General features: G+C 37.4%; 16 protein-coding genes and 1 tRNA gene. All 17 read right to left on the bottom strand.

Annotated elements, in window-relative coordinates:
• Nucleotides 1-91: 91 nt before the first annotated feature.
• Nucleotides 92-1,795, bottom strand: a complete 1,704-nt coding sequence (locus B6258_RS00990) for a terminase large subunit (RefSeq protein ID WP_099073721.1) — start codon at nt 1,793-1,795, stop codon at nt 92-94.
• Nucleotides 1,796-1,920: 125 nt separating this feature from the next.
• On the bottom strand, nt 1,921-2,388 hold the full coding sequence (locus tag B6258_RS00985; RefSeq protein ID WP_006537822.1) for a phage terminase small subunit P27 family: 468 nt from the start codon (nt 2,386-2,388) through the stop codon (nt 1,921-1,923).
• Nucleotides 2,389-2,505: 117 nt separating this feature from the next.
• Nucleotides 2,506-2,844 (bottom strand): HNH endonuclease, encoded by a 339-nt coding sequence (locus tag B6258_RS00980; protein ID WP_099073720.1) that lies wholly within the window; start codon nt 2,842-2,844, stop codon nt 2,506-2,508.
• Nucleotides 2,845-3,404: 560 nt separating this feature from the next.
• Complete coding sequence (locus tag B6258_RS00975; RefSeq protein WP_099073719.1) at nt 3,405-3,866, bottom strand: lysis protein; 462 nt, start codon at nt 3,864-3,866, stop codon at nt 3,405-3,407.
• A 2-nt stretch (nt 3,867-3,868) separates the two neighbouring features.
• Nucleotides 3,869-4,027 carry a hypothetical protein gene (locus B6258_RS17985; RefSeq protein WP_164996118.1) on the bottom strand — a complete coding sequence of 53 codons (159 nt, stop codon included), beginning with the start codon at nt 4,025-4,027 and terminating at the stop codon, nt 3,869-3,871.
• Complete coding sequence (locus tag B6258_RS00970; protein ID WP_099073718.1) at nt 4,009-4,479, bottom strand: lysozyme; 471 nt, start codon at nt 4,477-4,479, stop codon at nt 4,009-4,011. The genes B6258_RS17985 and B6258_RS00970 overlap by 19 nt, the downstream gene beginning before the upstream one ends.
• The gene (locus tag B6258_RS00965) at nt 4,479-4,748 is read right to left on the bottom strand and encodes a hypothetical protein (RefSeq protein WP_099073717.1); all 270 of its coding nucleotides are present in this window, start codon (nt 4,746-4,748) and stop codon (nt 4,479-4,481) included. The genes B6258_RS00970 and B6258_RS00965 overlap by 1 nt, the downstream gene beginning before the upstream one ends.
• Before the next feature lie 491 nt (nt 4,749-5,239).
• Nucleotides 5,240-5,749, bottom strand: a complete 510-nt coding sequence (locus tag B6258_RS00955; RefSeq protein ID WP_099073715.1) for a lipocalin family protein — start codon at nt 5,747-5,749, stop codon at nt 5,240-5,242.
• Nucleotides 5,750-5,773: 24 nt separating this feature from the next.
• Nucleotides 5,774-6,769, bottom strand: coding sequence for a YbgA family protein (locus B6258_RS00950; protein WP_099073714.1), 996 nt, complete (start codon nt 6,767-6,769; stop codon nt 5,774-5,776).
• A gap of 100 nt (nt 6,770-6,869) precedes the next feature.
• Nucleotides 6,870-7,277, bottom strand: a complete 408-nt coding sequence (gene psiE, locus B6258_RS00945; RefSeq protein ID WP_099073713.1) for a phosphate-starvation-inducible protein PsiE — start codon at nt 7,275-7,277, stop codon at nt 6,870-6,872.
• Nucleotides 7,278-7,363: 86 nt separating this feature from the next.
• Nucleotides 7,364-7,438: transfer RNA gene (locus B6258_RS17980), tRNA-OTHER, on the bottom strand.
• A 339-nt stretch (nt 7,439-7,777) separates the two neighbouring features.
• A complete protein-coding gene (gene ymcF, locus B6258_RS18525; protein ID WP_420820573.1) occupies nt 7,778-7,918 on the bottom strand; it encodes a cold shock small protein YmcF in 141 nt (46 codons plus the stop codon).
• A gap of 7 nt (nt 7,919-7,925) precedes the next feature.
• Nucleotides 7,926-8,138, bottom strand: coding sequence for a transcription antiterminator/RNA stability regulator CspE (gene cspE, locus B6258_RS00940; RefSeq protein ID WP_041701226.1), 213 nt, complete (start codon nt 8,136-8,138; stop codon nt 7,926-7,928).
• Between the two features lie 381 nt (nt 8,139-8,519).
• On the bottom strand, nt 8,520-8,972 hold the full coding sequence (locus B6258_RS00935; protein WP_099073712.1) for a carboxymuconolactone decarboxylase family protein: 453 nt from the start codon (nt 8,970-8,972) through the stop codon (nt 8,520-8,522).
• A 245-nt stretch (nt 8,973-9,217) separates the two neighbouring features.
• Nucleotides 9,218-9,739, bottom strand: coding sequence for a YagU family protein (locus tag B6258_RS00930; RefSeq protein WP_099073711.1), 522 nt, complete (start codon nt 9,737-9,739; stop codon nt 9,218-9,220).
• Between the two features lie 234 nt (nt 9,740-9,973).
• Nucleotides 9,974-10,375, bottom strand: a complete 402-nt coding sequence (locus tag B6258_RS00925; protein WP_099073710.1) for an antiterminator Q family protein — start codon at nt 10,373-10,375, stop codon at nt 9,974-9,976.
• Between the two features lie 27 nt (nt 10,376-10,402).
• The coding region (locus tag B6258_RS00920; protein WP_206073594.1) for a DUF968 domain-containing protein at nt 10,403-11,342 on the bottom strand (940 nt) is incomplete at its 5' end.

Genomic DNA, 11,342 nt, shown 5'->3' with positions numbered 1-11,342 from the left:
CCCAAAAGGCGCCATCAGTTAAACTAATGGGTATCCCCATCCAATTGAGGATCGCCGATTTTATTCGGCTCTTTTTTTTCATGTTACGCATTTAGATCCCCACAATAATTGGGTTATCAAAGAAACCATCAATATCCCCTTCATCCTCGAATTCCCCTTCAGAAACCCCAATCGCCATTGCTGATGCCACCACACCATCAATTCGACCAGTGCTTTTTTTCTTGGCAAAGACGCGGTTATCTTTTTGGTCAGCCTCAAGCACAGCGGATGCGGCATTCCATCTCAAACAAGGATTGGCGTGGATCTCAATCTTCTTGTCATCAATGAGCTGTTCAAATAGTTCGATAGAGTGTGGCATCCATAGCCCTGAATCTTTAGCTTTGTAATATCCTTGTCCATGCGGAGTTAAAGGAACCGTCACACCCGCTTCATCGAGTTTGGGTTCAAGGTATTTAATGCGATAAGGGTCAAAGGCAATGGCTCTCATGCTGACGTGCATCGCCATTTCAGCAATGCGTTCTGCCACAAATTCATACCTCACCGCATTCCCTGGCGTGGTATGCATAAAACCTTGCCTTACCCATAAGTCGTAGGGCACTCGGTCGGTTTTTGCTCTATCCAATAAGGTGTCTTTAGGGGTCCAAAATTCGACATAAAGACGTTTAAGACGAGGGAAATACAAGGCTAATGCGGTTAAATCTTTGGTTCCTGATAAATCCAATCCGCCATAACACTCTTCACCTTGAAGATCATCAAATGTGAACGTGTTTTCACATCGCATCCATGTTTCACTGTTAATCCACGGATTATCGGCATCCACCCACTGACAAAAATTAAGTCGACGCACAATGCTTTCTTTCGCGGGCATACCTCGGGCTTGTGTCACTTGTTCGCGTAAGTAGCGATCAGAAAAGGTGTAGTCCAATGACGGATTGGCTTTCCCCCAGCAAGATTCATCCTTAAAGGGATCATCGCCTTCATCCAGTGAGCAAATATAGGAAAAGAAACTGTCGTCTTCGATAGTGCCTTCGGCGACTTTTCGTCCGTATTCATGGTAGTCATAACACACACTGGTTTTATCATGGCCACTGTTGGTGATCATAAATATCAAGGCTTGCCGCCGACCTTTTGTACCCGCTCGCATCATCTCGACGGCAGTATTATTTTTATGCTCATGGATTTCATCAATCAACGCACAATGGGGACGAGGCCCTGATTGCCCATCATCTGAGCTAATCGGGCGAAAGAATGAACTCGTTTTCAAATAAGCCAAGTTCCACTCTTTGCCTGTTCCGCCTGATTTGGTGATCCGCTGACTTAATGCGGGAGATTGATCAACCATCGCCACCGCATCACGAAACAAAATCATGGCTTGGTCTTTTTTCGTAGCTGCTGCATACACTTCAGCACGCGGTTCACTGTCTGCGACTAAACAATACAACCCAACGCCACCTGCCATCGGGGATTTTCCTGAACCTTTGCCTGATTCAACGTACACCATGCGAAACCGGCGTGTACCATCAGTCATTTTCCAGCCAAAAATGGAGCCAATCACAAAGCATTGCCAAGGCAATAAAATAAACGGTTTTCCTTCATGCTCCCCGCCATTGAGCTTTAAGACTTTCGCGAAAAAATCGATCACCCTTTTGACAGCCTCCACATCCCAGACTAATCCTCGTTGCTCGGCTTCGTTTAAGTCTTTGAGATGACGTGCACATGCATGACGAATATCAGGCCCCGCTAAGATTTTGCCTTGATGCACGTCTTGCGCGTATTGTNTTGACAGCCTCCACATCCCAGACTAATCCTCGTTGCTCGGCTTCGTTTAAGTCTTTGAGATGACGTGCACATGCATGACGAATATCAGGCCCCGCTAAGATTTTGCCTTGATGCACGTCTTGCGCGTATTGTGTTGCCGGATCAACCGAAATATTGGTTGAGCGGATCTTCCTCTTCTTCTCCACCATCCATCTTCACCTTCGAACGAGCAGCGGGGGTTAAACCAAACTCGACTAAATAACTTTTAAAACGGCGATCTGCATCAGCCAACATGGCTACGGCAGGATTCGCTTTAATTAAAAAATCCCCTAGTTGGGTTTTTGTGGTATATGTCCGACCTTCAATGGCAATGGTGTCTCGTAATTGAAGAATATCGGCGTAGATATCACACAGTCGTTCTAACGCCAGCGTGTCAGCCACGGTTAAAACGCCCATTCCATCGAGTAATAAGGTTAATTTTGCCCACGCCATTTTCCCCCAATCCGTTAAATGTTCGGGGGGGCTTGGTATTTCACGTTTAGGTTGGGGTTCTTTATCGTTGAGTTTTCGTTTTCCCGGATTACCGGTGACCACCTTCAAGTGAGTCGGTTTCGGGCGTCTTCCTGCCATCGGAACCTCCCAGAAAAAAACTTTTCATTTCGCGGTTGTGCGCACAAATGAGGGCGCTAGGTAATCAGGGCGAAAGTGTTTGAACTTTTACCCCGCCCCCACCCTGTATTCATGGTGTTATTGATGCCAATGAGAATTGGGATCGAGTGGAATGCCATCCGCATTACAGCCAATGACTTTGCCACTCTTTTCGATACGTTGTTTTGTTGAGTTATGATGCAGTTCGCATAAGCTTTGAAAGTTCTTTGTATCCCAGAATAAGGCTTGAGCTTTTGCGATACGTTCTTTATCGCCTGATTCAAGTGCTTCTTTAAGACGATGCGGAATAATGTGGTCAACTATTGTGGCAGCAGTAATACGTCCTTGTTCTTCGCACATGACACAGAGCGGATGTTCATTAAGAAACGCTAATCGCACCTTAGCCCAGCGCCCACCATAAACATTACGTTTTTTCATGATTTATTCCATCACAAATTTTCCCCAATAAAAAAGCCACCAGCGGTTAACTGATGGCTATCTGTATATACCACTCAATAAATGACGTTTGTAGATGATGTCTCTCCATCGTCACGCCCCTTCTTCTACCTACAGCTGACGTTGCTGATAATGACCGAAAAATAACAAAACAGTGGTATTCGTTGTTTTTGACTTCTCTTACACACTCAATGTGAGGAGAACATGTCATCGTTAATGTATGAGAACAGCGACAACGCAACGCATTAAAACATCATTACAAGAGGATTATTTTCTAAAAAATAGCGTTGATTATTAACAGATTGGTTTAGTCGATATTGGTAATCTATTGTTTTCACTCATACTAGTGAAAGCCCTGTGGGAGCCCAAACTCACAGGGTTATTTTTATCTTGCGTTTTTTATTTAGGTAAGAAATAGGTTAATCAGAATTATCAATCTGGTATATATACTTACTTAAGCTATACTAACTAAAATCAACCTCGCTATACTCTTACTGATTGGTGTTTAGTTAGTTTGCCCATGCACCCATGCTGGGCTTTTTTTAGTTCACACACTCCACTCTAATGTAATCCTGCAACCCTTTAATCATCTGTTCTGACTCTGCAATTCGCTCTCTGAGTAACCAATAATTTCTGATAGCGGTGTCAGTAGGTCTGGCGGTGGTTGCATAAGCCAAGCGGGTGGCGGGAGTGGTTTTGACTTTGGGACACTCGGCTTTGATGTACACCCGCTCAGGATGATGCTCGCTAATATCACGCAAGCGACTAATTTCATTCTTAGCATTCGCCAACTCCTGCGTATATTGAATATCCAGTTGGTTTAATCTCATTATGCGTGCTTGATAATCAGTATTAATAGACTTCTGTTCTTCGAGAGCCACTGTCAGTTTTTTGTTGGTATCTATCAGTGAATTAATCCTGTTAGCTTGCCTGTTAATCACCCAATAGCCACCCACAATAATGCCTACCATCGCAATGACGGCATAGAGTTTCCCGTATTTCATGATTAGTACCGATGATGAGAGAGTGCAATCTGACAGCGTTTTTCTAAACTCACTTGGTCTTTAGTACATGAGTTATCAATCAAGAGATAAATACCACCAGCGACTGTGATGAGTAATATGAGGATAAAGCTGATAATGATGATTAAAGGTTTCCATAACATAGTGCTGACTCCGCTTCTCGACGACTGACAAGCCCTCGCCAAACCTTTCCACCCGCATATACCCAACGTTTTATTTCTTCACAGGCACCCGCTCTATCATCCGCATTTAATTTCTTGAGTAATGTTGAGCGAGCAAATGCTGTCATTCCTACATTAAAAGCAAAGGAATATAAAGCGGCTTTGGTGTAGTCATCGAGTGGTACTTTGATTAATGCATCGACTTGCTGTCGTGTCTTAATAAAATCGTTTTGTAATAACGCATCACATTCTTGTTGTGTGTATATCTTGCCTTGAATAATGTCTTTACCTGTGTGTCCGTAACAAACCGTTAGAACGCCTGCCACATCACGATAAGGCTCATAACGCACACCCTCAAAATGGGCAATGACAACTAACGCGATTGCTGTTGCTCCCGCTGTTGTTAGCGCAGCTATTTTCTGTTTGAGAGACATTAAATATCCTTTGGCGCTTTTACCATTAATTCAGCAAGCCTTTTTAACGTTTCTGTCGGGTTTTGTGGATCAACATGACGAACAAGCTCTTCAAATAATTCAGTGCGTTTTCGTTGCTCTCGACGAGTCATAAAATAAGTAGCTAAACCAAGAAGCATGCTAAACGCCATCCCGATAACAAATCCCCATTCATATAATGAGAGGCTGGCAAAAAATGCCGTTAAGCCCGCTGTTCCATAAGTAACATTGGTTAATTTTTCCATACACATATACACCCCTACGGAGTGCCCATTAATGATTAATATAAAGAGAAATTATTAAGAGATTTTCGAGATGATTTATAAAAATATAGTAATTCTTATTTATTACTGTACATATTTATAAATTTATTCATAAAATAATAAATAATATTTATAAAACGGAGTAATCAAGTGCGATATATTATTTTATTTCTTATTTCTTTATTTTTTATAATTACTTTCATTATAATAACCAATAATGATAAAAATCAGTCAGTTAAACAAACAACTCAAATCGAGAACGATATAAATAAAAAATCAGAAAAGTGCACATTTTATTCACCAATAAAAACAAAACGACTAGCCTGGATAACACTAACTCATAAATCCCCATGCTCTTAGGTGTAAATAATCATTACCAGTGTTATTATAATGGATAATATGAATAGGCATTTTCAAATCATAATTAAATTAAATACCATCAAATTAGATAGTATTTAAATTCAGCTATATACCTTTTGTTAAAATATTATGATCCTGTTACTATCAAATCCATATGATGTTGCAAAATTAATATATTCATTCAACAAATTTGATGGCATGGTCGGTGTACGTGATAATATCCATAAATAATCTTTATCTGGCCCTACAACCAAAGAATATTGATAATTCTTATCCAATTTGATGATATTATATCCACCATAGAATGGACCAAAAAATGATACTTTTAATGCACCTTTATTAGATGAATCAACAAAATAAGCCTTACCGATACTTTCTTTCCAGCGATGTTTATTTTGACTCCAACCTCGATTAATAACCTTAACACCACCATCATCTCGTAATGAATAATTTGCGGTAACTTTCGTTAAGCCTTTTTCAAAACGATTATCTATTCTAGCTACCTCATACCACTGCCCAAGATAACGTGATAGCTCAAAATTATTAACAGGCTTAATGTCACTCGGAGGAATAACATTGCATCCAGTAAGAATAAATGAACTTAAAAAAGTGACAAAAGAACGTATCATATTTTTCTCCTATCAATAAGTTTATTATAATCCATAACGTAATCTTAAGGATTGAGGATAAGGATGAAAATATCTCTGTTTGCTCAAATAATTATCAGGATACTCGGATAGATAATGATTAATTAATGTTAAAGGTGCTAATAAAGGCTGTATTCCTTGACGGTATTCTAAAATCAATTGACTTAATGCTTGTCGCTGATTTGGTGTTAAATAGCGCTTAAAATACCCCTGTATATGCATAAGAACATTGGTATGATTACGTCGTGTTGCTTGGTGCTGTAATAATGTCATAAATCTATTTCGATATTCATCAAAAAAAGCTTCCAATGAATGCCATTCTTTATTATTAGCAACAAAGCGACCTAACTCTCTATAAAGAGGTTGTGAATGAGCCAATAAGAGCAGTTTATATCTTGTATGAAAATCGATTAAAGACTGACGAGTAAATGCGTTCATTCTCAATTCATTCAACTCATCCAGTGCAAATACACGTATAACAAAATTTTCTCTTATATGAGGATCATTCAATCGCCCATCTTCCTCTATTGGTAACCAAGGCATCATTTTTTTCAGATTTTCTGTAAAAATACCCGTCCCTGCTTTCCGATTACCATTACCAATAGGATCATATACACGAACACGCTCTAATCCACAACTTGGTGATTTTGCACAAACAATATACCCACTAAACTGATTAAATTTCTCTAAATACTCAACAGAATACCGATTCATCTTTTCAGTTAAATCACCTTCACTCCCGTTACTAAATTTTAATGCAATTTCTCCTGAATTTGATTTAACTAATCTTAGTGCGGGTCTTGGTGTAGGTAAACCAATAGCCATCTCAGGACAAGCCGATTGATATTCAAAATAATCAGATAGTTCATCTACGGCAAGATGAAAGCGCTTATGACCACCATCAAACCTAACATTATTCCCTAATAAACAAGTGCTAATCCCTACAATAATTTTTTTACCAACAAAATTATTTTTGTGAATATCTGTAACAGAGTTAAACATTCTTACTACCTCATATGAAACATTCATATAATCTGATTATAGTAAATCATAACTGTATTCATATTAGTAAGATTATGCTTTTTTTACTACTTTTATAATTTTAATTAGGTTTCAATCTTTCAGCACTAGAAATATATAATGCAATAACAAGTAGCAGTATCGTTCCTGAGTAAACAATAAGTAACTGAGGATTTTTATGTTCAACAACAATTAACCTAATTACCGCAGTTATTGCAATATAAATAAAATATTGCAATGGAAAGTGATAATTCGACTGAAAATATTTAATAATCAATGCAATAAATTCAAAATAAAGAAAATAAATGATAAGTCCATCAACTAATAAATAAATTGAAACTGGATCACTAGCTGTAAACAATAAATTAGCAAGGATAATAGTTTCTTTAACTAAAAAAATTATTAAAATAATTGCAAGCAATATCAGGCCAACACTACTAATCCATTGTAAAACTCGACTAATTACTTTTGTTTGATTTAGTCCTGTCATAATAACTCCTAAGAGTTTATGCTCCTAATATCAAGTTTTCTATAGATTAAAATAAAAAATAGATGAGAAGCTTTATATTTAATTAGGCCGCCATCAAGGTATCGAACCTCGACTTTTAGTTTAAATAAAACTAAATACTCTCCCAGTTAAGCTAATGGCGGAATGAATTTACCTGAACCAACGAACTATCACAAATGCAACTAAGAGCAATAAAGCAATGATAATTACATTCCGTAAAAAAGCGGGGATTCGGTATAATAGCGCAGACCAATTCATAGGCATCTCCTTAGGAAATTATTCCTTTAGATACCGCATCTATTTTCGATAAAAACTTGCAAATGCAAGGTTTGCTGTTGATAGCAATGAGGTATGTTTACTTTCCTAAGTTTACCACACACTAATGAATATGTACGTTTTAAAATATAAAGGGATCATCTTTAAATTTAAGCAACAAAAAAACCCCGCCAAAGCGAGGTTCTATATATTCAACTATTTAACGCTTAACTCATTTGAGCAGCCATTACACTCTTACAAAAAATACATTTTGCGCCGTGTGGATTGTTCACTGTAACATCAAATTGTGATGTTCTATATTGTGAACCGCTACAACAAGGGCATTTAAAATAGAGGCGAATAGTAATAGCGCCTTTAGAGAGCCACCACGTTGCCTGCTGCTGGGCCTTTCATACCATTTTCAATGGTAAATGAAACTTCTTGGCCTTCCATCAGAGATTTGAAGTCATCACTCTGAATTGCAGAGTAATGTACAAATACATCTTTACTTCCATCTTTAGGAGTGATGAAACCAAAACCTTTATCATCGTTAAACCATTTTACTGAACCAGTCATTGTATTAGACATAGAATTTCCTTTAATTTATTTAATTTGCCATAAGGCATATGAGGGTTTGTTTTTTATTTTTACTTATGGGAATTAATTAGAAGGAATTCGCAATGAAGTGGTATCGAGGATAACGCTAAACGGTGAACAACTTTAAACTGACTAACATAAATAGGCCTGTACTTCCAAACCAGTGACGTTATTAAGCCATAGAAAAATTCAGATAGCAAACTTTATTTTTGCAATAAAAGCACTTGTGTGTCCTATCAAGAATGAAACCCTATTAAAAAGTGCCGACTCACAGCTCTTGTGAAAGTCAGGTGCTGTGATTGATTCTGTTAGTCGGCATATACAGAAAAGACCACCGAAATAGCCTTTAGATCTAGAAAGTAATTTTATTGATTATGGTTTAACGCTATAACGACTAGCAATCGCCACTCTATTAAACGCACCTATAATTATTGAAATCCATTCAATTGAAGCTAATTGTGCCTCATCCCAATATTTAGCAGATTCTTGATAGATATCATCAGGCACATGCTCGTTATGAATAAGGTTCACTGACTCAGCTAAAGATAAAGCAGATTTCTCTTTTTCTGAAAAATACTCAGTTTCCTTCCATGTGGCAACCAATGCTATTTTATCAATACTTACACCACATTTTTGCGCATCCTGTGAATGAAGTCTTACACAGAAAGCACAACCATTTATTTGTGAAAGCCTTAACTTTAGCAGATGAACAAAGCCTTCCTCGAGTCCAGCTAATATTGCTTGTTCATCAATATTATTACTCATATCAATTAATTGACCATATGCCTTAGCATTTTTTTTCGATAGTGACACTCGGCTATTCATACATACTCCATAGATATATCTAATATCTGGATATACAACCAGTTTTTTACAAATATCTTTATCATATTTGTGTCATGTACATAAGTAATTCAAATGAACATTAAACTACTAGCATTGATTGTGATTTATTCGGAATAACCAAGCATGTGAACCCGTAAGCAATCTTTACAGGTTGCAGATAATAAAAAAGACCGCCTAAGCGATCTTTGAGAGATTTATAACAGATTAAGGCTGAACTTCCTTATCTACTCAGCATCTTTTTCTTTAGTTAAGCAATAACGCAAATTTTGTCTAATCGCTTCAATTGACCAGATCCAAAACGCTGTTCCGACAAACTCAGAAACTAATGCTTGATAGCCTGCTGTCCAAAGCCAGCCAGATAGTCCTAATAATGGTACAACTAAACCATGAGCAAAAACAGAAACACCAATACCAAAACAAATACCGTGTAATAATTTAACCTTTGGCAAGTATTCAGCAATAACACAATATATCACAGCGATAACTATTGAGAATAATATATGAACACCATTACCGCCCCAATTAATACTATATCCCATCCAATGATAAGTCATAGTATCTATATTTAATCCTAGCTTTTCTAATAAGACGACTGGAGGTGGTGTCGTTTCAAGTGTTCTTGGTGGAATTAGGTCTTCAAAACCAGATTTTACTAAAGCTGAAAAGATACCCGCTATAATACCAACGTATATTGCTATACCAATATGCCTAGAACTTTTTTTCGTTAATTTAAACAAATCAATCATTATATATACTCGCTCTATAAATTGAATATTATGAGTATAGTAGAGATAAGAACATCTGTTTATAATTTTAATTATTAGTTAAACACTATATATTTAGACTTATAGGATAACAATAAATGTCATTTTAAATATAAACGAATAATCAATAAATTATTTAAAAAAGAAAAACCTCTCTAAAACGAGCTTCATAAGCTAGGTGACCATGTAGTTACTCTTATCACAATATCAATTATCTTACGATCGTAAAGTCTTAAAACGATTTTTTTCTACATATCGATCCATTTCCAATGGAATATCAAGCATCATCAACATTCCTTCAATGATACCTTCCCCTTTTTGTAATTTTTTTCCAATGTAAGTATCAGAGCAATGATGTTTTTCTGCTAACTGAATGAAGGTCATTCCAAATAAATAATAATCGAGCAATAGATCATGCATATCACTGTTTTTTTTATTTAATTGAGCCATACAACTGGAAATTATCATTGCATCATCTTCACAGCACTGAGGACGGGATTTAACTTTATTAGGTATTAATCCTTTAAAACCTGCTGCGATAGAATACCATTGAACTAATTCAGTATTATCAGCACACCACGCTCCCCAACGTGATAAAACTTCCTGTATATCTCTCATGCTAATACTCCCCATGCAGTATACACGTTAAACCAACGCCCCTATTCCTAATGAACGGTTTAAAAAATGAAGTAACAATTCTAGTTGATTACCATAAGTGGCTTCCCATTGTTTGGGGTCACGATGTAACTCGTCATGGTGAGTTCGGCATAATGGAATGGTGAATAAGTCATGAGCTTTCGTTCCCATACCTCCCATACCATGGCCGATAATGTGATGTGGATCGTCAGCTTGTTGTCCGCAAACACAACAAGGCTGTGTTTTCACCCATTGAAGCCATTGGGAATTCTCCCAACGTTGCATTTTAGGTTTCAAAAGGAATGACGCTGGTGGCTCAGGATCGATAGCAACTTTTATGACTGGTCTTATCATGTCTAATCGTTCATTCATTGTTGATAGTGCTGTTACATTGCTTGGAATAATATCTGCTTCAGGAAAACCACCATGTACCCTGCGCTCTTTAGGTTTTTCAGACCAATCCAAAATTTGACGTAATATCGCATCAGGTAATTCATCAACCAGTTTATGCATCACAGCAAATGAGAAAAAATCGGGTACTGTCAGCTGGTGGCCATTATCCAATCTTAAACGACTGCGAATAGTGTCTACCATCCAAGCAATACGATTTTTATGAGCCAATTCAGCAACCCACTCAGCTGATGAATGACGAATATGATTATCATGGTACCAACAAGTCCGTATCACACCGTCTTTATGCCATGTGGTTGTTAATTCATGGTGATGATAACTGTCATGCTTATCGTTAATCTGACAACAATGGATATTTCTGCCTATCCACATATTCATCGATGACAATCCCCCCATAACTTGGATAACTTTTTTATTATTCAAAAAATCAACAATGCCCTTGTTATCCAATAATGGCTGTTCATTTCCTGTTAATGCCCCAGAAGGCCATTTATCTAAACTTTTTGGTACATCGCTAATAATCACGCGAGAATGTGGT

The organism is Proteus alimentorum, assembly GCF_002607735.1.
GTDB classification, from domain to species: Bacteria; Pseudomonadota; Gammaproteobacteria; order Enterobacterales; family Enterobacteriaceae; genus Proteus; species Proteus alimentorum.
Note: the sequence above shows the minus strand (reverse complement) of the source record. Positions and strands in the feature narration are given on the sequence as shown.

Coding starts and splice junctions, on each gene's coding strand:
- B6258_RS00985 (WP_006537822.1), bottom strand. CDS start 2,388: ATGGCAGGAAGACGCCCGAAACCGACTCACTTGAAGGTGGTCACCGGT.
- B6258_RS00980 (WP_099073720.1), bottom strand. CDS start 2,844: ATGAAAAAACGTAATGTTTATGGTGGGCGCTGGGCTAAGGTGCGATTA.
- B6258_RS00975 (WP_099073719.1), bottom strand. CDS start 3,866: ATGAAATACGGGAAACTCTATGCCGTCATTGCGATGGTAGGCATTATT.
- B6258_RS17985 (WP_164996118.1), bottom strand. CDS start 4,027: ATGTTATGGAAACCTTTAATCATCATTATCAGCTTTATCCTCATATTA.
- B6258_RS00970 (WP_099073718.1), bottom strand. CDS start 4,479: ATGTCTCTCAAACAGAAAATAGCTGCGCTAACAACAGCGGGAGCAACA.
- B6258_RS00965 (WP_099073717.1), bottom strand. CDS start 4,748: ATGTGTATGGAAAAATTAACCAATGTTACTTATGGAACAGCGGGCTTA.
- B6258_RS00955 (WP_099073715.1), bottom strand. CDS start 5,749: ATGATACGTTCTTTTGTCACTTTTTTAAGTTCATTTATTCTTACTGGA.
- B6258_RS00950 (WP_099073714.1), bottom strand. CDS start 6,769: ATGTTTAACTCTGTTACAGATATTCACAAAAATAATTTTGTTGGTAAA.
- psiE (WP_099073713.1), bottom strand. CDS start 7,277: ATGACAGGACTAAATCAAACAAAAGTAATTAGTCGAGTTTTACAATGG.
- cspE (WP_041701226.1), bottom strand. CDS start 8,138: ATGTCTAATACAATGACTGGTTCAGTAAAATGGTTTAACGATGATAAA.
- B6258_RS00935 (WP_099073712.1), bottom strand. CDS start 8,972: ATGAATAGCCGAGTGTCACTATCGAAAAAAAATGCTAAGGCATATGGT.
- B6258_RS00930 (WP_099073711.1), bottom strand. CDS start 9,739: ATGATTGATTTGTTTAAATTAACGAAAAAAAGTTCTAGGCATATTGGT.
- B6258_RS00925 (WP_099073710.1), bottom strand. CDS start 10,375: ATGAGAGATATACAGGAAGTTTTATCACGTTGGGGAGCGTGGTGTGCT.